Genomic DNA, 21,819 nt, shown 5'->3' with positions numbered 1-21,819 from the left:
TAGGCTGCGGCGCTCGGGAATCCCTCAGTTCAGGTGTTCATCCGGCATACGGCGCCAGGACACCGGCAAGAATGCCGGACGACGGAAATCCCGTTGCCAGCGAACCCCCCGCACCGGATGCTGACCTCATGTTCGATCCAGACATAGCGCCCAGCGGTACCCTGCTCGGCCTCCTCCAGCGAGGCCGCGGCGACGGGACCCTGCACGCCCTCGCCGCGCCGCGGGCCGAGGCGCTCGCGGCACTGCACCACTGCGTGCTGCACGACCCACGCCGTGACTGGCAGGTCGAGAACCGCTCCCTCTATTACGCCCGGCTCTGCCTGGACCTCGACGCGGACCTCGACGAGATCGAACAGCACCTCTTCCACCCCGACGACCTGGTGAACACCGACGAGGAGCGCACCGGGCTCGCCCTCGCCGTCCTCGGCCACCTCGCCGCCTACGACCGGCTCGACGCGCTGCGCCTGCTGCGCCGGTACGCCGCCGCCGGCAGCAACTGGGAATGGGCCCTGGACGAGCTGGCCCTGCGCGACGACGACGCCGGGCTGCGCGCCCTCGCCCCCGCCGTCCTCGGCCGCTTCCCCGAGACCCCCGACGGCGACGCCGAACTGGCCGACGCCGCCCGCGGCGCCTTCGAGCCCCGCCCCTGGCGGCTGTGGGCCGACGACCCGGCGCACGGGCCGCGCGTGCGCGCCGTGCAGGAACAGGGCGCCTTCGACCGCTGGCAGCGCCAGCTGCGCCCCTCCGGGCCGCGGCCCGGCTGGAGCGTCCACGACGTCCTGGCCTGGGCCCAGCAGGAACACGACCTGCGGCCCGGCAGCCGCCGCCCCGACGCCGCCGCCCGCTGCCTGGCCGCCGTCGCCGGTCCGGAGGACCGTCCCGAGCTGCTGGCCGCCGCCGCGAGCGCGCCGGACGCGGCCCGCGCGACCGCCCTGCGGTACCTCGCCGACACCGGCGACCCCGAGGTGCTGGACCTGATCGAGGCCGCGGTGACCGAGCCGGACGCCTCGGAGGCGGTCTCCCGCGCGGCCCTCGGCGCCTTCGAACGCATGCGCAGCATCGCCGCCCTCGATCGCGCCCGGATCTGGGCGCACCGCCCCGACGTGCTCGGCGCCGCGGCCGCCGCGATGCTCGCCGCCCGCGGCGGGCAGTACGACGCGGGGCTCGTCCTCGCCGCCCTCCGCCGCACGGTGCGGGCCGAGGGCCCGCACGGCCAGGCGCTGTGGACGCTCGTCGACGGCGCCGGTCGCCTCGCGATCACCTGCGCCGCCCCCGTCCTGCGCCACATCTACCGCGAAACCGCCTCCTCCCACCTCCGCGGCCGCGCCGCCCGCGCCCTGGCCGCCACCGATCCCACGTTCGCCGCGGGCTTCGCGGTCGAATGCCTCTGGGACTGCGAGGAGACCACCCGCGAACTCGCCGCCCACCACGCCGCCACCGGTGACGCCCGCGTCGTGGAACAGCTCCGCAGGCTGGCCGCCGACCCGGCCGAGGAAGCCGAGGTCCAAACCGCGGTCCGCAGCCGCATCGGCCCCGACGCCGCCGGCGTCTGACCCGGTCCGCCCCGCCGGAGGAGGAGCGGGAAGCGTTGGGTTTACGCCAGGTGGTCGTCCGTAAACCCGGGGATTCGTGCCGGGTTTCGGGGGGTTCATCCGGCTTCGGCGGGTGCGGAGGCCAACGCTCACGGGACGTTTCACGGCTCGCAAGGTGCACGATGCCGGGGCCACCCTTCGTACGCCGACAACACCGGTATGCGAGTCGCCATCGTGACCGAATCCTTCCCGCCCGACATCAACGGCGTCGCTCATTGCACGCTCCAGACCGCCCGGCATCTCCACCGGCGCGGTCACCAACCCCTCGTCATCGCCCCCGCGGGCCCGCACGACGGGCCGCCCGACGGGGGCGGTGACACCGACGGGGCGCATCCGTTTCCCGTCGTCCGGATCCCCTCCCTGCCCCTGCCCGGCTATCCGCAGGTGCGCGTCGCGCTGCCCAGCCGCCGGCTCGCCGCCGCGATCACCTCGCACCGCAGCGACCTCGTCCACCTGGCCAGCCCCTTCGTGCTCGGCGCGCGCGGGATGACGGCCGCGCTGCGGCTGCGGATCCCCGCCGTCGCCGTCTACCAGACCGACCTGGGCGGCTACGCCCGTACGTACCTCGGCGCGGGCGAGAACGCGGCCTGGCGCCGGATACGGGCCGTCCACACCGCCGCCGACCGCACCCTCGCCCCGTCCACCGCCGCCGCCCGCGACCTCGACGAGCACGGGGTGCCGCGGATCGCCCTGTGGCCGCGCGGCGTCGACACCGAGCGTTTCCACCCCTCGCGCCGCGACCCGGAACTGCGCCGCTCCCTGGCCCCCGGCGGCGAGCTGATCGTCGGCTACGTCGGCCGCCTGGCGCCCGAGAAGAACGTCGAGCTGCTGGCCCCGCTGTGCACGCTGCCCGGCGTCCGGGTGGTCGTCGTCGGGGACGGGCCGAGCGAGCCCGCGCTGCGCGCCGCCATGCCCGGCGCCCGCTTCCTCGGCCGCCGGACCGGCACCGAGCTGGCCCGCATCTTCGCCTCGCTGGACGTCTTCGCGCACACCGGGCCGCAGGAGACCTTCTGCCAGACCGTGCAGGAGGCGCAGGCCAGTGGCGTGCCGGTGGTCGCGCCCGCCGCGGGCGGCCCGCTCGACCTGGTCGACCACGGCCGTACGGGGCTGCTGGTGCCGCCCGGCGACGCGGACGAGGTGCGCGACGCCGTCTCGCTCCTCGCCGCCCACCCCCGGAAGCGCGCCGCGCTCGGGCAGGCGGGCCGGGAAGCGGTCGAGGGCCGCACCTGGGAGGCGATCGTCGACCAGTTGATCGACCACTACGCCGAGGTGCTGGTGGCCCGTACGGCGGTGGCGGCATGAGCGACGCACCGTCCCTCCGGATCGTCCGGCTCGCCAACTTCGTCACCCCCTCCTCCGGCGGCCTGCGCACCGCGCTGCGCGAGCTGGGCGCGGGCTACCAGGCGGCCGGGCACGAGTCCGTCCTGATCGTGCCGGGGGAACGCGACGCGGACGAGCACACCCGCCAGGGCCGGGTGATCACCCTCCCCGGTCCCGCCGTGCCCGGCACCGGCGGCTACCGGGTCCTGACCGACCGGCGGCGGCTGGCCCGGCTGCTCGACGGGCTCGCGCCCGACCGGCTGGAGGTCTCCGACCGCACCACCCTGCGCTGGACGGGGGAGTGGGCGCGGCGCGCCCGCGTGCCCGCCGTGATGGTCTCCCACGAGAGCGCCGACGCCGTGCTGCGCACTTGGGGCGTGCCGGAGGCGGCCGCCCGGGGCGCGGCCGACCGGCTGAACCGCCGCACCGCGCGGGCGTACGCGCGGATCGTCTGCACCACGGAGTGGGCGGAGCGCGAGTTCGTACGCATCGGCGCGCGCAATGTCGTACGCGCCCCCCTGGGCGTCGACCTCGGCCACTTCCACCCGTCCCACTACGACGGCGCCCTGCGCGAGCACCACCGCGGCGGGGCCTCGGTCCTGCTCGCCATGTGCTCCCGCCTGTCGCCCGAGAAGCGGCCGGGCCGCGCGCTCGACGCCCTCGCCGAACTGCGGCGGCGCGGCGTCCCGGCGGCGCTCGTCGTCGCGGGCGACGGCCCGCTGCGCGCCCGCCTGGAGGCCCGCGCCCGCACGGAGGGCCTTCCGGCGGCCTTCCTCGGCCACGTCGGCGACCGGGCCCGCCTGGCCGCGCTCCAGGCGAGCGCGGACGTCGTCCTCGCCCCGGGCCCGGCGGAGACCTTCGGGCTGGCCGCGCTGGAGGCGCTGGCGTGCGGGTCGCCCGTCGTCGTCAGCGCCCTGTCCGCGCTCCCCGACATCGTCGGCCCGGCGGGCGCGACGGCGGCCGACGACGGAGTGGCGTTCGCGGACGCCGTCGCCGAGGTCCTGGCCCGGCCCGAGCCCGTACGCCGCGCCACGGCTCGGGTCCGCGCCGAGCGCTACGGCTGGCCCGCGGCGGTCGACGCCTTCCTGGCCGCCCACGACGCGCCCCGCGTCCAGCCCGACGGCCGGATCCCGGCCCGCACGGCGACCGGCGGTGCCCGGTGAGCGCACCCCGCGCTTGCCCGGACCACCGGCCCCACCCTGCCGACGCGTCGGCGCCCCCGGCCCCCGGCACGGCGCCCCCGGCCCCCGGCACGGCGCCCCCGGCCCCCGGCACGGCGCCCCCGGCCGCCCGGCCCGCGGCGACCGGCCGGTCGGCCCCGGGCCGCACCGATGCGCGGCCCCTTCCGCCCGCGCCCGCGGAGGCCGGTGCCCCGGCCGTGGTGATCCCGGCCGGTCGGGCGGTTCCGGCTGGCGCCGCGCGGGCTCACGGCGGCGTCGTCGCCGGTCCGTCCTCCGGGTCGGACGCGACCGCACAGCAGGCCCGGCACGCCGAGTCCGTCCCGGGGACCCGGGGCGGCGTCCGCACGGTGGTCGACGGGAGTGCCGTGACGCCGGAGTCAGCGGTATCGGTCCGGTGCGTGGTGCCCGCCGTGCCGGTGGCCGACCGCGAGGCCGTGACCGTCCCGCCCTGCTCCCCGGCCCGGGGCGCGACGGCTGCCCGCGGGGCCGTTCCCGTCGCGCTCGGCGGCTCGGCGGCAGCACCGGCTGACCCGGACGCCCACCGCGCCGGGGCCGCAGGTGGTGGTGCGGGCGATACGTACGCGGACCCTGCGGTCCGGGTCCCACGGGCGCCGGTGGCCGCCCCGGAGGCCCCGGCGGTGCCCGGCGTGGGTGAAGGTCATGATCCCGCCGCCGTGCCCACCACCCGGTTCGTCGCGCTCGGCGACTCGCTGACCGAGGGGCTCGGGGATCCCGTCGCCGGGGGCGGGTGGCGGGGGTGGGCGGCGTTGCTGGCGGGGGCCGCGGGGCCGCACGGGGAGCCCGTGGACTTCGTCAACGTCTCCCGCAGCGGCGCGCTCGCCGCCGACGTGGCCGGTGAGCAGCTGACCGCCGCCCGCCGGGCCCGGCCGCATCTCGCGTCCGTCGTGGTCGGCATGAACGACACCCTGCGCGACACCTTCGACATCCGCCGGGTCGCCGAGGCCCTGGATACGACGATCGGCGCGCTGCGCGCCGACGGGACGGTGGTGCTCACCGCGTGCCTGCCCGACCCGGGCCGGATGCTGGGGCTGCCGGAGGCGCTCGCGCGGCCGCTGGGGCGCCGTATGCGGGCCGTCAACACGGTGGTGCACGCGCTGTCCGGGCGGTACGGCGCGGTGCACGTGGAGCTGACCGAACACACCTGGGTCACGGACCGCGCGGTGTGGAGCGTGGACCGGCTGCACCCGAGCGAGCTGGGGCACCGGCTGCTGGCGCGGGAGTTCCACGGCGCGCTCACGGCCCGCGGCACCGCCATGGGCGAGCCGCCGTCCACGGCGCTCGACGGGCCGACGCCCTCGCGCGCCGCGAGCGCCTGGTGGATGGCGACCCGGGGCACGCGCTGGGTCGTGGACCGCTGCACCGATCTGCTGCCCGGACTCCTGGCGCTGGCGGCGCGGGAGGTACGCCACCGGGTGCGCGGGACCGGACATCTGCTCGACGGGCACGAACGGCGGGCGGCGCTCGCCGCACTCGCCTCGTTGCCGCGGTCGGAAGCCCCAGCACCCCCGCACGCTGCGACAATGGCGGGATGAAGGGTCGCTGGGAATTCTGGATCGACCGTGGCGGTACCTTCACGGACGTCGTCGGGAAGCGCCCGGACGGCCGCCTCGTCACCCGCAAGCTCCTGTCCCACCATCCCGAGCGCACCATGGACGCCGCCGTCGCCGGGATCCGGCAGACGCTGGGGCTCGGGCCGGACGAGCCGGTTCCGGCCGACCGGATCGCCGTCGTCAAGATGGGCACCACCGTCGCGACCAACGCCCTGCTGGAGCGCAAGGGCGAGCCCACGGTGCTCGTCGTCACGGCCGGTTTCCGGGACGCGCTGCGGATCGCGTACCAGAACCGGCCGCGGCTGTTCGACCGCCGGATCGTGCTGCCGGAGGCGCTGTACGACCGGGTGATCGAGGTGCCCGAGCGGGTGGACGCACACGGCGCCGTCGTACGCCCCCTGGACCTCGACGCCGCCACGGAGGCGCTGCGCGCCGCCCACCGCGACGGCTTCCGCAGCGCCGCGGTCGTCCTGACCCACGGCTACCGGCATGCCGCGCACGAGCGCGCGGTGGGCGAGGCGGCCCGTGACCTCGGCTTCACGCAGGTGAGCTGTTCGCATGAGGTGAGCCCGCTGATGAAGCTGGTGTCGCGCGGCGACACCACCGTGGTCGACGCGTATCTCTCGCCGATCCTGCGCGCTTACGTCGAGGACGTGGCCGCCGAGCTGCGCGGCATCCGGCTGATGTTCATGCAGTCCAACGGCGGGCTGCGGGAGGCCGCCCACTTCCGCGGCAAGGACGCGGTGCTGTCCGGGCCCGCGGGCGGCGTGGTGGGCATGGTGCGCTCCTCGGCCGAGGCGGGCCACGCCGAGGTCATCGGCTTCGACATGGGCGGCACCTCGACCGATGTGTCGCACTACGCGGGCGAGTTCGAGCGGGTCTTCGGCACCGAGGTCGCGGGGGTGCGGATGCGCGCGCCCATGATGAACATCCACACCGTCGCGGCGGGCGGCGGCTCGGTGCTCCACTTCGACGGGCGCCGCTACCGGGTGGGCCCGGACTCGGCCGGTGCCGTCCCCGGCCCCGCCTGCTACCGGCGCGGCGGCCCGCTGACCGTCACCGACGCCAACGTGATGCTGGGCCGGGTCCAGCCCGCCCACTTCCCGGCGGTGTTCGGCCCGCACGCCGACCAGCGGCTGGACGCGGACACCGTACGGGAGCGCTTCGCCCGCCTCGCCGGGGAGATCGCGGAGGCGACCGGCGACCGGCGCGGCCCGGAGGAGGTCGCGGCGGGCTTCCTGGACATCGCGGTGCTGAACATGGCCAACGCGGTCAAGAAGATCTCCGTGCAGCGCGGCCACGACGTCACCCGCTACGCGCTCACCAGCTTCGGCGGCGCGGGCGGCCAGCACGCGTGCGCGGTCGCCGACGCCCTCGGCATCGGCACGGTGATCGTGCCGCCGTTGGCCGGGGTGCTCTCGGCGTACGGCATCGGGGTCGCCGACGCCACCGCGATGCGCGAGCAGGCCGTGGAGACGGAGCTGAGCGAGGAGTCGCTGCCGGACGTGCGCGACCTGTGCGCGCGGCTGTCCGGCCAGACGCGCGACGAGCTGCTCGCCGACGGCGTCCCCGGGGAGAGCGTGCGCACCACGGCCCGGGTCCATCTGCGGTACGCGGGCACCGACGCGGCCCTCCCCGTACCGCTGGACTCGGTCTCCGGGATGACCAACGACTTCGTACGCGCGCACCGCACGCGCTACGCGTTCACCATGGACAAGCCGATCGTCATGGAGGCGGTGTCGGTGGAGGCGGTCGGCGCGGCGGGCCCGACGGGCGGCCACGCCGTGGAACGGCCGTCCAGGGAGGGTGCGTCGGCGCCGGTGGCGACCGTGGAGATGTTCACGGAGCGGCGGTGGCAGCGCACCGGCCTGTACGAACGGGCCGGGATGCGCCCCGGGGACACCCTCACCGGCCCGGCGGTCATCGCCGAGGACGACGCCACCACCGTCGTCGACCCCGGCTGGCAGGCGGCCCTGGGCGACCGCGGCCATCTGCTGCTCACCCGGGTCCGGCCCCGGCCGCGCACCGCCGCCGTCGGCACCGAGGTGGACCCGGTGATGCTGGAGGTCTTCAACAGCCTCTTCATGGCCATCGCCGAACAGATGGGCCTGCGCCTGGAGAACACCGCCCACTCCGTCAACATCAAGGAGCGGCTGGACTTCTCGTGCGCCCTGTTCGACGCCGACGGCAACCTCATCGCCAACGCCCCCCACATCCCGGTGCACCTCGGCTCGATGGGCGAGTCCATCAAGGAGGTGCTGCGGCGCAACGGGGACGCGATGCGTCCCGGGGACGTCTACGCCATCAACGACCCGTACCACGGCGGCACCCACCTCCCGGACGTCACCGTCGTCACCCCGGTCTTCGAAGACGAGGGCACACGGCTGCTGTTCCTGGTCGCGTCCCGCGGTCACCACGCCGAGATCGGCGGCATCACCCCCGGTTCCATGCCCGCCTTCAGCCGCACCATCGAGGAGGAGGGCGTGCTCTTCGACAACTGGCTGCTGGTCCGGGAGGGCGCGCTGCGCGAGCGCGAGACCCGCGAACTGCTGACCGCCGGGCCGTACCCCTCCCGCGCCCCGGACGCCAACCTCGCCGATCTGCGCGCCCAGATCGCCGCCAACGAGAAGGGCATCCAGGAACTGCGCCGGATGATCGGGCAGTTCGGCCTGGACGTCGTGCACGCCTATATGCGCCACGTCCAGGACAACGCCGAGGAGTCCGTACGCCGCATCGTCGGCGCCCTCCGCGACGGCTCGTACGCTTACGAGACCGACGGCGGGGCCGTCATCCACGTCACCGTGACCGTGGACCGCGCGGGCCGCGGAGCCGTCCTGGACTTCGCCGGTACGTCGCCCCAGACGCCGGGCAACGCCAACGCGCCCAGCTCGGTGGTGATGGCGGCCGTGCTGTACGTCTTCCGCACCCTGGTCGCCGAGGACATCCCGCTCAACAGCGGCTGTCTGAAGCCCCTGGAGGTCCGCATCCCCGAGGGCTCCATGCTGGCCCCGGTCTACCCGGCCGCCACGGTCGCCGGAAACGTCGAGACGTCCCAGGCCGTCACCGGCGCCCTCTACGCGGCGCTCGGCGTCCAGGCCGAGGGCTCCGGCACGATGAACAACGTCACCTTCGGCAACGACCGCGTCCAGTACTACGAGACGGTGGCCAGCGGCTCGGGCGCGGGCGACGGCTTCGACGGCGCCGACGCCGTACAGACCCATATGACCAACTCCCGGCTCACCGACCCCGAAGTGCTCGAGTGGCGCTACCCGGTCCGGGTCGAGAGCTTCGAGGTGCGCAGGGACAGCGGCGGCCGCGGCCACTGGCGCGGCGGCCACGGCGTCACCCGCCGCATCCGCTTCCTGGAGCCCATGACGGTGGCCCTGCTCACCGGCCACCGCCGGGTCGCCCCGTACGGCATGGCGGGCGGCGCGCCGGGCGCGCTCGGCGCCAACCTGATCGAGCGCGCCGACGGCTCGGTGGACCGGCTGGCGGGCTGCGACGCGGCCGATGTCGGCACCGGCGACGTCCTCGTCGTCCACACCCCGGGCGGCGGCGGATACGGCCCGGCGCCGGACTGAGCCGAGGCCCCGTACGCGCCGCCGTATTGGCGCGATCAATCCCGTTTGCGGTCGCCCCCACCGGAAACCCGCTCCTTATCAAGCCCGCCAAGCACCGTGCGCGGGGTCGGCTTCCTCTCCATCTCCACCCGCTGGACGCGTCGGACCCGCGCGGGCGGCGGCGGGATCCCACCACGACGCATCACAGAAGGGGCAGGCAGCCATGGAATGGTGGCAGAGCGCGGCATGCGTGGACGAGGACCCCGAGCTGTTCTTCCCGGTGGGGGTGGCCGGACCCGCGGCCCAGGCGCAGCAGGCCCTGGCCAAGGGGGTCTGCCACCGCTGCCCGGTGATCCACGAGTGCCTCACCTACGCGCTGGAGAGCGGGGTGACCCACGGCGTGTGGGGCGGCACCGACGAGGAGGAACGCCGGGTGCTGCGCCAGCGGGCACGGCGACAGGCGCGGGGCGCACCCTCGCCGGGCGGCGGCCAGCCCCGGAGCGCCCCGTCGCGCGGCGGTCAGCCGCCGCACAGCGGCAGGCGCAGGGACGGGCGGTCGGCCGCCCACGCCCCGAGCAGGCGGTCCGACCAGCGCACGTCCAGGTAGCCGGTGGCCTGGATCCCGAAGACGACGGCCGGGGCCTGCTCCGGCTCCTCGGCGAGGAAACCGCCGATGACGTCCCGGCGCATCAGCTGTTCGTGCACCGCGTCGGCCTCGATGTGCTCGGTGAAGAACCGTACGCACCGGGGCTCGGCGTCCAGCCGCTCCAGGGCCTGCGCCAGCCGCCGGGCCCCGGGCGACGAGGTGATCTCCAGGGCGGCGAAGTGCCCGGCCATCGCGCCGCGCAGGGAGCGGTGCAGACCGAGCAGTGACATCAGGTTGACGGTGGCGAGCGTCTCGGCGGGCGCCCGGTCCACGTAGCGGCCGTACCCCGGGTCGAGACCCGCTCCCGCCATCGCCTCGGCGAACAGCCGGGCGTGTACCCGGTCGCCGTGGCCCGCCCCGAACTCGTCGAATTCCACCGCCACCAGCGACGCCTTGGCCTGTCCCGTCAGCCGCGGAATCAGCCACGCCTGCGGATCGGCCTCCTTCAGCTGGTACAGCGAGCGGTGCGCCAGATATTCGCGCAGCTGCCCCCAGGTGCCCCGGCTCCTGAGGTGGTGGCTGACGCCGGGCGCGTCCAGGGGTTCGACCAGCAGCGCGTCCAGCTCCGCGGCCACATCCGCGCCACCGGGCACGGCCTCGCGCAGCGCGCCGAGGAACCGGTCTTCCAGCGCGGCCCGCAGCCGCAGCAGATCCGGCTGCCACTCCCACGCCTCGTCGACGCCCGCGAAGCCCCGGTAGTGGAGTTCGTAGGCGAGGTACAGCGCGAGCTGAAGGTCCTCACCGAACGGGTCGGCGGCCCCGGCCGACGGAAGGTCTTCCGGCGGCGGCGCGTGGAGCAGGGCGGTACGGACCGCAGCGGACAGCGGACCGCGGGCCTCCGGCAGCGGGGGCGCGCCGTGCGCCGCGTGCGGGGCCGCGTTCAGGGAACCGGTGGTCACCGCCGACCCTCCCCGTCCGGGCCGTCGTGCCCGTCGCCGGGGTCGTCGTACCGCTCCAGCGGGTGGACCGCCGGGCCCTGGAGCACGCTGCCGTCGACGGCGAAGCGGGACCCGTGGCACGGGCACTCCCAGGTCCGTTCGGCGTCGTCGAACCGCACCAGACACCCCAGATGGGTGCAGCGCGCGGACACGGCGTGCAGCGCCCCGTCCTCGTCGCGGTGGACGGCGCGCTGCCCCGCCCCGACGCGGACGACCGCACCGCCGCCCGGCGGGATGTCACGGACCGCGTCCACGCCGTCCCCGGAGATCCGGTCGCCGAAGAAGTGGCGCGCCACCTCGCCTTGCAGCCGGAGCAGCGCCGGGGTCTCCCGCAGCGGGTTCAGCCGCCGCGGATCGTAGAGGTCCGTCCACGGCAGCGGCTGTCCCGTCAGGCGTCCGGCCAGCAGCCGCCCGGTGAGCACGCCGCCGGTCATGCCCCATCCGGCGAAGCCGGTCGCCACGTACGCGTGCCGGGCGCCGGGGTGGAGCGGGCCCACGTACGGCACGTGGTCGGTGGTCCAGTTGTCCTGCGCGGCCCAGCGGAACGCGGGCTCGGCGCCCGGGAAGCGCCGCCGCGTCCACGAGATCAGCCGCTCGTAGCGCCCTTCGACGCTGCCCACCCCGGGCGTGAACTTCTCCCCGGTGACGATGAGCAGCCGCCGGCCGGCCCCGAAGGGCGCGGTACGGACCGACCGGGTGTCGTCCTCGGGCGTGAGGTACATGCCGCGCGGGGGGCCGTCCCCGGGCAGCACCGCGGCGACGACCAGTTCGCGCCGCACCTTCAGCCGGGGGAAGAGCAGCGCCCGGTCGAAGATCGGGTAGGCGGTGGTGACCACGACCTCGCGGGCCCGGATCCGCGCGCCGCGGTCGGTGGTGAGGCGGCAGGGATGGCCCTCGCCCAGGCCCATGACCCGCGAGTTCTCGTAGATCCGGCCGCCGCGCGCGACCAGATCCCCGGCGAGGGCCAGCAGGAACTTCCGGGGGTGGAACTGGGCCTGGTCCGCGACCCGGACCGCGCCCGCGACCGGGAACGGCAGATCCGTCTCCGTCGTGAACGAGGCGTCGAGACCGGCCGCCGCGGCGGCCTCCGCCTCGGCCCGCACCGCGTCCAGCGACTCCTCGCTCTCGGCGTAGGTGTACGCCGGGGCCCGCTCCAGATCGCAGTCGACGCCCAGCTCGGCGGCGACCCGGCCGACCCGGTCCACCGCGTCGGCCTGGGACGCCGCGTACAGCCGCGCCGCCTCCTCGCCGCGCGAGGCGCGGATGTCCTGGTAGGCGAGGCCCTGGAGGGCGGAGAGCTTGGCCGTGGTGTGGCCCGTCGCCCCCGCGGCCAGCCGGTCCGCCTCGATCAGCGCCACCTGGCGCCCCGCCCGCGCCAGCTCCCAGGCCGTGCAGATTCCCGCGATACCGCCGCCCACGACGGCGACCTCGACCTCGGGGACGCTCCGCTCGGGACCGGGCTCCAGGGCCGGATACGCCGGGCCGGGGGCCGACTCCATCCAGTACGACGCGGGCGCGAACCCGGTGGGAAGACTCGTCATCGACCGCTCCTCTTCCGCCGCTCTGCCGCTGGTTCTCCGGCCCGCCGAGTGCCCCCGAACGCCCGGCCGACGCATCCGGGCCGGACGGACCGGCGCGGTTTCGATCGTTGCCGATGAGGTACCTAGGGCGGATGCGACTGATTGCGCCTCCCGGGGTGTACACGCCGCAGGACGACACCGCCCTGCTGGCCGAGGCGGTGCGCGGCGAGCCCGCCCTGCCGGGCGCCCAGGTGCTGGACATCGGTACGGGCACCGGCGCGCTGGCGGTCCTCGCCGCGCGCTGCGGAGCCGCGGGGGTCGAGGCCGTGGACGTCTCGGCGCGCGCGGTGCTGGCGGCCTGGCTGAACGCCCGGCTCAGCGGCGAGCCGGTCCGGGTCCGCCTCGGCGGTCTGGCGTCCGTGGCCCCGGGGCGGCGCTTCGACGTCGTCCTGGCCAATCCGCCCTACGTACCCTCGGGCCGCCTCCGCCCCTTCGAGCGCGCCGGAGACGGCCGCGCCTGGAACGCGGGGCCGGACGGCCGGGCGGTGCTGGACCGGCTGTGCGCCCGGATGCCGGAGCTGCTGCGCCCACGGGGAGTGCTGCTGCTCGTCCAGTCCGCGTTGAGCGGCGTCGGTACGACGCTGGAGCGGCTGGCCGAACAGGGGCTGCACACGGATGTGACCGCGCGCCGCGTCGTCCCGTTCGGGCCCGTGCTGCGGCGGCGCGGCCCCTGGCTGGCCTCCCGGGGGCTGATCGGCCCGGGGGACGACAAGGAGGAGCTGGTGGTGATCCGTGCCATCCGTACGACCGAGTGCAGCAGCTGTGCCCGATGAGCCTGGAGCCCCCGGTGCCGGGGCCCGGCGCGTCCTCGTCGACCCCGAGGGCCCGCTGCTGGTCGAGGGCCCGGTGGAGGTCGTCCTGGAGGACGGCAGCACGGTCCGCTCCGACCGGGTGATGGTGGCGGTCTGCGCCTGCGGGCGCAGCGCCCGCTACCCCTGGTGCGACACCAGTCACCGCCGCCCGGTGCGCACCCGGGACGGGGCCCGCACCCGGGACGGCTGAGGGCCCGGGCGGCGCAGCGGGGCGAACCGCACCGGGGTCCCGGGCGCGGCCTGCGCCGCGGCGGCCAGGTACGGCTCCGGGACGACGCCCACCACGGGATAGCCGCCGGTCGTCGGATGGTCGGCGAGGAAGAGCACCGGACGGCCGTCGGGCGGCACCTGGAGGGCCCCGAGCACCATGCCCTCGCTGGGCAGCTCGCCCTCCCCGGCGCGCTCCAGCGCCGGGCCCTCGGTGCGCAGCCCGATCCGGTTGCTCGCGGCCGCGACCCGGAACCGGCCGGTGGTGAGGGTGCGCAGCCCGGCGGCGGTGAACCAGCCGTCGCGCGGACCGAACACCACCGGAAGCACCAGCTTGGGCACGATGCCCGCGTACGGGACCCAGTCCACCGCCGGGGCCGGCCCGTGCGGGGCGCCGAGCCGCAGCACCGCACCGTCGGCCAGCGGAGCCGGTCCGAGGCCGGAGAGCACGTCGGTGGCGCGGCTGCCGAGCACCGGCTCGGCGTCGACCCCGCCCCCGAACGCCACGTACGCGCGCACCCCGTGGGTGGCGGGGCCGACGTCCAGCACGGCGCCCGCCGGGAGCCGCACCGGCGCGCCCCACGCGGCGGTGCGGCCGTCGACGGTCACCGGGCAGGGGGCGCCGGTGACCGCCACCGTCGCCGCCCGGCGGAGCCGCACGGCGCACCCGGTCAGCGTGGTCTCCAGGGTCGCGGCGTCCTCCGGGTTGCCGACGAGGCGGTTCGCCAGCCGGTGCGCGGGCTCGTCGAGGGCGCCGGAGCGGGGCACGCCCAGGTGGGCGTGGCCCGCGCGCCCCAAGTCCTGGACGGTGGTCAGCGCGCCCGCCCGTACGACCGCGAAGGCGCTGTCGCTCACTGCTCCCTCCCGTCCGGCGCCACGGCCACGACGAAGCGGACGCGGGTGCCGGGCGTGAGCAGCGCCGCCGGATCGCGGGCGGTGTCCCACAGCACCGCGTCCGTGGTGCCGATGAGTTGCCAGCCACCGGGGGACGAGCGCGGGTACACGCCGGTGTACGCGCCCGCGAGGGCGACGGATCCGACCGGGACCCTGGTCCGTGGGGTGGCACGGCGAGGCATCTGGTAGCGGTCGGGCAGGCCGGTCAGATAGCCGAAGCCGGGGGCGAACCCGCAGAAGGCGACCCGGAATTCGGTGCCGGAGTGGATCGCCACCGCCTCGGCGGGCGTGACGCCCCAGACCTCCGCGACCTCGGCGAGGTCGGGGCCGTCGTAGCGGACCGGGATCTCGACGGTCCCGGCCCGGTCCCGGGCGAGCGGCGGGATCCGCCAGCCGGGCAGCTCGGCGGCGAGCCGGGCGGGGTCGTCGAGACCGTCGAGGAGCACGGTCCGCGCGGCGGGCACGATCTCGGTCACGGCGGGCAGTTCGCGGGCCGCCGCGCGGCGAAGGATCTCGGCGTGCAGCGCCTGGGCCGCCTCGCCGCTGTCGAGTTCGATGAGCAGCCCGTGCTCGCCGACGGGCAGGACGCGCGGGCCGGGCGGCGGGGCCCCGTCCCCGCCGTCCGCTCCCGCCGCCCGTACTGTCGCGGCACCGGTCACGTGGCCTCCTTCGAGGATGCCCCCGCTTTCAGGCGGGGGAGGAATCGAACCCCTGCGGAGCAGGGCAAGGAACGGTATTTCGCCTCTAGGGCGAAATACCGCCCACGGGATCGGGTAAGGCGTGTGTCGTGCGTTGCGAGAACCAAGCACGCACAACGCGCTGAGCGAGAGCCAAGCCAGTGCGACTCAATGCTTTCGGGCAACCGGGCAGGTTCCGTCCCGGCTGGTGCTGAGGGAGTAAGACCTTTCAGGTCGCCGACCTGTGGGGCTTCCTGAGCCAGGAATCCCTCTGCTTCGGCTGGGGGAGGGTTCAAGTGAACGCCTCCACCCGTACGCCCGAGGCCGCGAGTTCGTTCCGTACGCGTTGGGCGAGGCCGACGGCTCCCGGGGTGTCGCCGTGCAGGCACAGCGACCGTGCGGTGACCTCGACCCGCTGCCCGTCGATCGAGGTCACCGCCCTGTCGCGGGCGATCATCAGGGAGCGCTTCACGACGGTGCCGGAGTCGGTGACGACGGCGCCGGGCTCGCGACGCGGTACGAGCGTCCCTTCGGCCGTGTACGCGCGGTCGGCGAAGGCCTCGGCGACGACCGGCAGACCGGCCGCGCCGGCCGCCTCGTGCAGCCGCGAGCCGGGCAGGCCCAGGACCGGCAGCGCCGCCTCCCCGCCCGCCAGGCGCACGCCCTCGACGACGGCCGCGGCCTGCTCCGCGTCGTGCACGCAGCGGTTGTAGAGCGCCCCGTGCGGTTTGACGTAGGTGACGCGGATGCCCGCCGAGCGGGCGAAGACCTCCAACGCGCCGATCTGGTAGGCGATCTCGTCGGCCAGCTCGCGCGCCGGTACGTCCATGGCGCGCCGCCCGAAGCCCGCCAGGTCCCGGTACGACACCTGGGCGCCGACGCGGACCCCGCGCTCGGCGGCCAGGTCGCACACCCGCCGCATGGTGGACGGATCGCCGGCGTGGAAGCCGCAGGCCACATTGGCGCTGGTGACGACGGACAGCAGCGCCTCGTCGTCGGTGAGCCGCCAGTGGCCGAAGCCCTCGCCGAGGTCGGCGTTGAGGTCGATCGGCGCGCCGAACGGTGCGTCGGTCATCGCTCCTCCGGAGGTCGGTGGTACGGCTGGGAATTCATGACGTGCGGTACTCCTCGTCCCGTACATCCGTCACGAGCATCCGGCCCGGGGAGTGGGTGATCGCGAAGGGCGGGCGGGAGGCCATGACGGCCGCCTGCGGTGTCACCCCGCAGGCCCAGAACACCGGAACGTCGCCCGTCCGGAACTCTACCGAGTCGCCGAAGTCGGGCCGGGAGAGGTCGCGGATGCCGAGTTGGGCCGGGTCACCCTCGTGCACGGGGGCGCCGTGCACGGCGGGCATCGTCCCGCTCACCTCGCGCGCGGTGGGGACCAGCCCGGAGGGTATCGGCCGCATGGAGACCACCATCGGGCCCGAGAGCCGCCCCGCCGGACGGCACTGGCGGTCCGTCACGTACATGGGCACGTTGCGGCCCTGCTCGATGTGGCGCAGCGGCACGCCCGCGGCGGCGAGCGCCGTCTCGAAGGTGAAGCTGCACCCGATGAGGAAGGCGACCAGGTCGTCCCGCCAGTGGGCGGTCACCTCGGCCGGTTCGGCGACGAGTTCGCCGTGCTCCCAGACGCGGTAGCCGGGGAAGTCGGTACGCAGGTCGGCGCCGGCGGCCAGCCGGGTGGCCACGGAACCGGGCCCGGTCTCGTCGAGGACCGGACAGGGCGCCGGGTTGCGGCGGCAGAAGAGCCGTACGTCCTCCGCCCAGTCGGCCGGCACTGCGATGAGGTTGACCTGCGCGTAGCCCGGAGCCCATCCGGCCGTCGGGGAGGAGAGGCCGGACCGGAACATCTCGCGCGCGCGGGCGGGGTCCGCGGGCGGTGTGGTGACGCTCATGTCGTGCTCCCGTTCGTTGTCATCAGACCAGTTCACGGCCGCGGGTCTCCGGCAGGCCGAGGAGGGCGAGGACGGCGATGCCGTAGCCCACGGCGCCGAACACCAGCGCTCCGCCGAGGCCCCAGCTGCCGGCGAGGAATCCGACGAGGGTCGGGAAGAACGCGCCCACGGCACGGCCGGTGTTGTAGGTGAAGCCCTGCCCGGTGCCGCGGACGGCGGTGGGGTACAGCTCGCTGAGGAACGAGCCGAAGCCGCTGAAGATGGCCGACATACAGAAGCCCAGCGGGAATCCGAGGAACAGCAGCAGGGTGTTCGCGCCGCTCGGGATGTGGGTGTAGACGAGGATGCAGCCGGCGGAGAGGAAGGCGAACAGTGCGATGGTCTTCTTCCGGCCCAGCCGGTCGGTGAGGTAGCCGCCGGTGAGGTAGCCGGTGAAGGCGCCCGAGATCAGGGACGTCAGATAGCCGCCGGTGCCGACGACCGTGAGGCCCCGCTCCTCCTTGAGGAACGTCGGGACCCAGGTGGCGAGCGTGTAGTAGCCGCCCTGGACCCCGGTGGCGAGCAGCGAGGCGAAGATCGTGGTCTTGAGGAGCCCCGGGCGGAAGATCTCGGCGAACGAACCGCGCCTGGTGCTGTTGGCACGCTGCTCGGCGGCCTGGGGCGCGTCGGTGACGTTCCTGCGGATGTAGAACACGAGCAGGGCGGGGAGGGCGCCGGTCCAGAACATCACGCGCCAGGCGATGTCCTCGTCGACGAATTGGAAGACGAGGGTGTAGACGACCACGGCGAGGGCCCAGCCGACCGCCCAGGAGCTCTGGATGAAGGCGAGGGTGCGGCCGCGGTGCTTGGCGGAGGCGTACTCGGCCACGAGGATCGCGCCGACCGCCCACTCACCGCCGAACCCGAGCCCCTGGAAGGCGCGCAGCACCAGCAGCCATTCGTAGCTGGGCGCGAACCCGCAGGCCACGGTGAAGACCGCGTACGTGATCACCGTGATCATCAGCGCCTTCACCCGGCCGATCCGGTCGGCCAGGATCCCGGCGAGCGCACCGCCCACGGCGGAGACCACGAGGGTGACGGTGGTGAGCAGCCCGGTCTGGTCACTGCTGAGCCCGAAGTACGCCGCGATGGCGACCATGCTCAGCGGCAGGGCGAAGAAGTCGTACGAGTCCAGGGCGTAGCCGCCGAAGGCGCCGTTGAACGCGCGGCGGCCACGCGGTCCGAGGTCGCGGCGCCAGGCGAAGGCGCCGTTGTCCTCGGCGCCTTGGACGGTGGGGTGAGATGTCGGATCTGTCTCGTTCGGGAGATTTGATGGTGTTGTCGGGGATGTGCTCATGGCCACCTCGCAGAGAGGGATGTGTGGCAGAGGCGTGAAATGCCGCCCCCGAGGGTGAAGGGGATCGGGGGCGGTCCGGCTTGCCGGTCAACGTAGAGGATCGTTGAACGATCCGGCAATACCTATGTTGTTTCGTTCCTGTTTCTGCGGTTGACTGGTCGCAGACAGAGAGCAAGGGGCGAGAAGAGAAGAGGGCGCGTGGGGAAGAACGGAGCCGGTCAGGCGGCGTTCGCCGGGCTGGCGGACGACCGTGCCCTGCTGGGGCGCACCAGCACCGCCGAGCGGGTCGCCGACATCCTGCGCACCCGCATCACGGACGGGTTCATCCTGCCCGGGTCACGGCTGTCGGAGGACAGCATCGGCGGCGCGCTCGGCATCTCCCGCAACACCCTGCGCGAGGCATTCCGGCTGCTCACGCACGAACGCCTGCTCGTCCACGAACTCAACCGCGGGGTCTTCGTCCGCGTGCTCGCTGTCGATGACGTCGTGGACATCTACCGAGTGAGGCAACTCGTCGAATGCGCGGCCCTGCGCGGACTCGGCGAGCCGCCCTATCCGCTCGACGCGCTGCGCCAAGCCGTGGCGGCGGGCGAGCAGGCCGACCGCGACGCCGCCTGGCGGGATCTCGGCACCGCCAACATCCGTTTCCACCAGGGGATCGTCGCGCTGGCGGGCAGCCCGCGCACCGACGAGCTGATGCGGGGCGTGCTGGCCGAACTCCGCCTCGTCTTTCACATGATGGACGACCCCCGGCGCTTCCACGAGCCCTACCTCGACCGCAACCGGCAGATGCTGCGGGCACTGGAGGACGGCGACGCGCCGGGCGCCGAGCGGCTGCTCGCCGCCTATCTGGAGGATTCGCTGGCTCAGCTCTCCGAGGCGTACACCCAGCGGATCGGCTGACGTAGCCGTAGACTGACCGGTCGGTGAGCTGCGGGCGACGCGCCGGTGTACGGGCACGACGCGTCCTGACATCGCGCCCCGACATAGCGGGATCTCCGCGCCGTTTCGTGCGTTGTCGGTGCGACCGCCTAATCTGTGCGACGTGACATCTCCACCCCCCGGGGCCGCGACTGCGCCCCAGCTCAACGGCCATGACGGGCCGGCCCGCCCGGCGCCGGGACCGGCCGCCGACGAGGGCTTGGCCCGGCGGCTGCGCGCGCTCGCGTGCACCGCGCCGCTCCATGACCTGGACACCCGCAAGGCCAACCTCGCGGGGGAGTACGGGGTGTACGCGATGGCCGAGGTCGCCCTCGCCGCCATCGACCTGGTCACGCTCAACATGGACTTCGACACCGGCGCCGACCACGAACAGATAGTGGCCAGGCTGCTGCCCCGCGTCGCCGCCCAGGCCCCGGAGCGGCCCGCCGCCGAGCACGAGCGCGTCGCCCGCTGGGTGCTGGAGAACCTGATCAACGTCGGCAGCGTGGACCGCGGCTTCCGCGCCGTGTACGGGACGTTCGGCGCCGACGGCGCGTATGTCCGCCGCGACTACGACTTCAAGCTGATCGAGGAGGTGCCGGGGCCCGGCGGCGGTGTCTATCTGCGCACCACCGACGAAGCGGTCAACGTCCTGGTCGGCGCCCTCGACACGGACGTCACCAGCGCCCAGATCGCCGCCGAGGTCAAGCTCGAGGTCCTCATCAGCCGCGGCCGCCTCGCCGACGCCCAACTCGCCGCGGAGCAGGCCCGCTACCGCACCGTGCAGTACTCGGAGACGCTGCGCCGCACGCTGGACGCCACCCGGCGCAACGTCCGCGCGGTCGACTGGCTGCGCACCGTCCCCGAGTTGATCACCGAGGCGCTGGACCACGTCGCCGACCGCTACCGCCACGAGAACGCGATCCTCACCAACATCCGCAAGGCGCGCGACGAGGCCGAGGGCGCCGAGCACAAGCGGCGTGCCGCCGAACTGGTCGACATCGTCAAGGACTGCATCCGCCGCCACACCCAACTCCAGTCCCGGCTGCTGGAGGCCGGGCCGCTGTTCCGCGCCGAGCAGGACCGCCAGGCGTTCGCCCCGCCCGCCGCGCGCGCCGGACTCGACCTGTACGGGCAGCTCCTCGCCCCGATCCTGCCGCTCCCCGTGGAGCAGTCCGGGCGGGTCACCGACGCCTTCTTCGCCCGCGGCACCGGAATGCGGACGCCCACCTCCGTGCGCGTCGGCGACCTGGTCGACCTGCTCCTCACCCCGCCCGTCGAGCGCGAACACCTCGGCGCGGAGATGCCCGAGCCGGACCTCATCGCGACCCCCGACGACAGCCGCTTCAGCGAGGAACAGCTCGCGGTCGCCATGGAACTGCTCGACCTCCCCGCCGACGCCCCGCGGCGCCTCTCCGGCCTCCTCGCCGAGGCCCGCCGCCGCGACCCCGACCTGCCCTACCTGATCGCCCTCCTGGCCGTCCACGCCGCCAGCCCCCCGGTCGGCACCGCCTACCGCCAGGGCGAGCAGCGGCTGCTGTTCGCCGTGGACGACGGCACCGAGCTGGAGGACCACGAATTCGGCGGCGCCGACCTCATAGTGGGCACCGCCCTCCTGGACGCCGCGGGCATGGCGGCGGACCGGACGGAGGTGGCGTAGATGCACCCCCGAAAGGCCCCCGGCCGTCCCGGCCGTGCCGGATCTGCCGCCGCCCTCGCCACACCCCGTGAGTACGCCCCGCGCAAGGAGCTTCACCCGTGACCGAGTACGACGCCGCCGACGACGCGGCCCAGCACGAGCCGACCGAGGCGCCGAGCGCCCCGGCGGGCGGGGTCACGCCCGCCGACGCGGCCGACGCGGCGCGGCTGGTGTCCTTCGGGCTCCAGCCCAAGCTGCTGCCCGCCCGGGACGTCGAATACGGCGAGCTGCTGCGCCGCTACCGCGACGAACCGGCCTTCGCCCGGCTCGCCGACGCTGTCGCCGCCGGGCTCGGCCTGATCGTGCTGGAGGTGTCCACCCGCGCCGGGATGGCCGTGACCGCCGCCGAGGACTCCGTCTTCGCCGTCCGCATGGGCGACTACGCCCGCCGCGCCGCCAGCGACTCCGCCGACCGCTTCCTGCACGGGCTCGCCCATCTCGCCGTCGCCGCCATGGCGTTCCCGCGCCCCGAGGACCTGGCCGACGACGGGTACATCGGCCGGGTCACCGTCAACGGTGTCGACGCCTTCGTACGGCAGGCCTGCGCCCGCCTGGAGGAGCGGGCCGAGGAGCAGGGCGAGAACACCGACCCGGCCACCGACGCGCCCGGACTGGAGGCCGCCTGGCGGGTGTACGCCCGGCGCAGCGCCACCGGGGCGACCAAGGACGCGCGCCGGCTGGCCGGTTCGACGACCGGCATCATCGGCAAGGCCGTCGCCTTCCTCGTCGACTCCGGGTTCCTCCAGCGCACCGGGGACGAGTCCGGCGGCACGTACCGCACCACCGCCCGCTACCAGCTCCAGGTGCGCGACATGGCGGCCGGTGCCGCCATGTCCGAGCTGCTGGCGCTCGGCGTCGTGCCGGTCGGCGACGGCAGCGCGACGCTGCTGCCCCCGGAGGAGGGCGACGCCCTCGACCTCGTCGCCGACGCCGGTCTGCCGTTCCACTCCTGACCCCGCGCCGTCACCCTCCGACCAGTCTCCCACC

General features: G+C 75.0%; 17 protein-coding genes and 1 pseudogene. 11 read left to right on the top strand and 7 right to left on the bottom strand.

What is annotated here, in order from left to right:
* Positions 1 to 128: 128 nt before the first annotated feature.
* The 6 genes and pseudogenes from LCH29_RS30145 to LCH29_RS30120 all read left to right on the top strand — a co-directional run.
* Positions 129 to 1,553 carry a HEAT repeat domain-containing protein gene (locus tag LCH29_RS30145; RefSeq protein WP_446464857.1) on the top strand — a complete coding sequence of 475 codons (1,425 nt, stop codon included), beginning with the start codon at positions 129 to 131 and terminating at the stop codon, positions 1,551 to 1,553.
* 198 nt (positions 1,554 to 1,751) lie between these two features.
* Entirely contained in the window at positions 1,752 to 2,894 is a 1,143-nt protein-coding gene (locus LCH29_RS30140) for a glycosyltransferase family 4 protein (RefSeq protein WP_446464856.1), read from the top strand.
* Positions 2,891 to 4,075, top strand: a complete 1,185-nt coding sequence (locus tag LCH29_RS30135; protein WP_446464855.1) for a glycosyltransferase — start codon at positions 2,891 to 2,893, stop codon at positions 4,073 to 4,075. The genes LCH29_RS30140 and LCH29_RS30135 overlap by 4 nt, the downstream gene beginning before the upstream one ends.
* Positions 4,072 to 5,646 (top strand): SGNH/GDSL hydrolase family protein, encoded by a 1,575-nt coding sequence (locus LCH29_RS30130; protein WP_446464854.1) that lies wholly within the window; start codon positions 4,072 to 4,074, stop codon positions 5,644 to 5,646. The genes LCH29_RS30135 and LCH29_RS30130 overlap by 4 nt, the downstream gene beginning before the upstream one ends.
* Positions 5,643 to 9,245: a hydantoinase B/oxoprolinase family protein gene (locus tag LCH29_RS30125; protein ID WP_446464853.1), complete on the top strand. Its 3,603-nt coding sequence runs from the start codon at positions 5,643 to 5,645 to the stop codon at positions 9,243 to 9,245. Before LCH29_RS30130 ends, LCH29_RS30125 begins: the two co-directional genes overlap by 4 nt.
* 202 nt (positions 9,246 to 9,447) lie before the next feature.
* Positions 9,448 to 9,690, top strand: a pseudogene (locus LCH29_RS30120) (WhiB family transcriptional regulator); the annotation flags it as partial.
* A 53-nt stretch (positions 9,691 to 9,743) separates the two neighbouring features.
* Here the strand turns inward: LCH29_RS30120 and LCH29_RS30115 are convergent.
* Together LCH29_RS30115 and LCH29_RS30110 are read right to left on the bottom strand one after the other, a co-directional pair.
* Positions 9,744 to 10,769, bottom strand: a complete 1,026-nt coding sequence (locus LCH29_RS30115; protein WP_446464852.1) for an iron-containing redox enzyme family protein — start codon at positions 10,767 to 10,769, stop codon at positions 9,744 to 9,746.
* On the bottom strand, positions 10,766 to 12,349 hold the full coding sequence (locus tag LCH29_RS30110; RefSeq protein ID WP_446464851.1) for an FAD-dependent oxidoreductase: 1,584 nt from the start codon (positions 12,347 to 12,349) through the stop codon (positions 10,766 to 10,768). Before LCH29_RS30110 ends, LCH29_RS30115 begins: the two co-directional genes overlap by 4 nt.
* A 131-nt stretch (positions 12,350 to 12,480) precedes the next feature.
* Between LCH29_RS30110 and LCH29_RS30105 the strand changes: the two genes are divergently transcribed.
* Positions 12,481 to 13,161: a HemK2/MTQ2 family protein methyltransferase gene (locus LCH29_RS30105; RefSeq protein WP_446464850.1), complete on the top strand. Its 681-nt coding sequence runs from the start codon at positions 12,481 to 12,483 to the stop codon at positions 13,159 to 13,161.
* Complete coding sequence (locus tag LCH29_RS30100) at positions 13,151 to 13,390, top strand: CDGSH iron-sulfur domain-containing protein (protein ID WP_446464849.1); 240 nt, start codon at positions 13,151 to 13,153, stop codon at positions 13,388 to 13,390. The genes LCH29_RS30105 and LCH29_RS30100 overlap by 11 nt, the downstream gene beginning before the upstream one ends.
* On the opposite strand, the gene LCH29_RS30095 is transcribed toward LCH29_RS30100, so the two are convergent.
* The 5 genes from LCH29_RS30095 to LCH29_RS30075 form a co-directional block, all read right to left on the bottom strand.
* Entirely contained in the window at positions 13,339 to 14,262 is a 924-nt protein-coding gene (locus tag LCH29_RS30095) for a 5-oxoprolinase subunit C family protein (RefSeq protein ID WP_446464848.1), read from the bottom strand. The genes LCH29_RS30100 and LCH29_RS30095 overlap by 52 nt on opposite strands.
* The gene (gene pxpB, locus LCH29_RS30090) at positions 14,259 to 14,885 is read right to left on the bottom strand and encodes a 5-oxoprolinase subunit PxpB (RefSeq protein ID WP_446464929.1); all 627 of its coding nucleotides are present in this window, start codon (positions 14,883 to 14,885) and stop codon (positions 14,259 to 14,261) included. The genes LCH29_RS30095 and pxpB overlap by 4 nt, the downstream gene beginning before the upstream one ends.
* Positions 14,886 to 15,270: 385 nt before the next feature.
* Positions 15,271 to 16,053 carry a LamB/YcsF family protein gene (locus LCH29_RS30085; protein ID WP_446464847.1) on the bottom strand — a complete coding sequence of 261 codons (783 nt, stop codon included), beginning with the start codon at positions 16,051 to 16,053 and terminating at the stop codon, positions 15,271 to 15,273.
* Between the two features lie 34 nt (positions 16,054 to 16,087).
* Complete coding sequence (locus tag LCH29_RS30080) at positions 16,088 to 16,876, bottom strand: putative hydro-lyase (RefSeq protein WP_446464846.1); 789 nt, start codon at positions 16,874 to 16,876, stop codon at positions 16,088 to 16,090.
* Positions 16,877 to 16,898: 22 nt separating this feature from the next.
* Positions 16,899 to 18,212 (bottom strand): MFS transporter, encoded by a 1,314-nt coding sequence (locus LCH29_RS30075; RefSeq protein ID WP_446464845.1) that lies wholly within the window; start codon positions 18,210 to 18,212, stop codon positions 16,899 to 16,901.
* Positions 18,213 to 18,410: 198 nt separating this feature from the next.
* Between LCH29_RS30075 and LCH29_RS30070 the strand changes: the two genes are divergently transcribed.
* The 3 genes from LCH29_RS30070 to LCH29_RS30060 all read left to right on the top strand — a co-directional run bounded on the left by LCH29_RS30070 (position 18,411) and on the right by LCH29_RS30060 (position 21,785).
* The gene (locus LCH29_RS30070; protein ID WP_446464844.1) at positions 18,411 to 19,115 is read left to right on the top strand and encodes a GntR family transcriptional regulator; all 705 of its coding nucleotides are present in this window, start codon (positions 18,411 to 18,413) and stop codon (positions 19,113 to 19,115) included.
* Between the two features lie 142 nt (positions 19,116 to 19,257).
* The gene (locus tag LCH29_RS30065; RefSeq protein ID WP_446464843.1) at positions 19,258 to 20,793 is read left to right on the top strand and encodes a hypothetical protein; all 1,536 of its coding nucleotides are present in this window, start codon (positions 19,258 to 19,260) and stop codon (positions 20,791 to 20,793) included.
* Positions 20,794 to 20,891: 98 nt separating this feature from the next.
* Complete coding sequence (locus tag LCH29_RS30060) at positions 20,892 to 21,785, top strand: hypothetical protein (protein WP_446464842.1); 894 nt, start codon at positions 20,892 to 20,894, stop codon at positions 21,783 to 21,785.
* Positions 21,786 to 21,819 lie beyond the last annotated feature (34 nt).

The sequence above is a fragment of the Streptomyces sp. BRA346 genome (assembly GCF_052851135.1).
Note: the sequence above shows the minus strand (reverse complement) of the source record. Positions and strands in the feature narration are given on the sequence as shown.

What these genes read in the sequence shown, in the direction of transcription:
- LCH29_RS30145 (WP_446464857.1), top strand. Translation starts at nt 129, where the DNA reads ATGTTCGATCCAGACATAGCGCCCAGCGGTACCCTGCTCGGCCTCCTC.
- LCH29_RS30140 (WP_446464856.1), top strand. Translation starts at nt 1,752, where the DNA reads ATGCGAGTCGCCATCGTGACCGAATCCTTCCCGCCCGACATCAACGGC.
- LCH29_RS30135 (WP_446464855.1), top strand. Translation starts at nt 2,891, where the DNA reads ATGAGCGACGCACCGTCCCTCCGGATCGTCCGGCTCGCCAACTTCGTC.
- LCH29_RS30125 (WP_446464853.1), top strand. Translation starts at nt 5,643, where the DNA reads ATGAAGGGTCGCTGGGAATTCTGGATCGACCGTGGCGGTACCTTCACG.
- LCH29_RS30110 (WP_446464851.1), bottom strand. Translation starts at nt 12,349, where the DNA reads ATGACGAGTCTTCCCACCGGGTTCGCGCCCGCGTCGTACTGGATGGAG.
- LCH29_RS30105 (WP_446464850.1), top strand. Translation starts at nt 12,481, where the DNA reads ATGCGACTGATTGCGCCTCCCGGGGTGTACACGCCGCAGGACGACACC.
- LCH29_RS30085 (WP_446464847.1), bottom strand. Translation starts at nt 16,053, where the DNA reads ATGACCGACGCACCGTTCGGCGCGCCGATCGACCTCAACGCCGACCTC.
- LCH29_RS30080 (WP_446464846.1), bottom strand. Translation starts at nt 16,876, where the DNA reads ATGAGCGTCACCACACCGCCCGCGGACCCCGCCCGCGCGCGCGAGATG.
- LCH29_RS30075 (WP_446464845.1), bottom strand. Translation starts at nt 18,212, where the DNA reads ATGAGCACATCCCCGACAACACCATCAAATCTCCCGAACGAGACAGAT.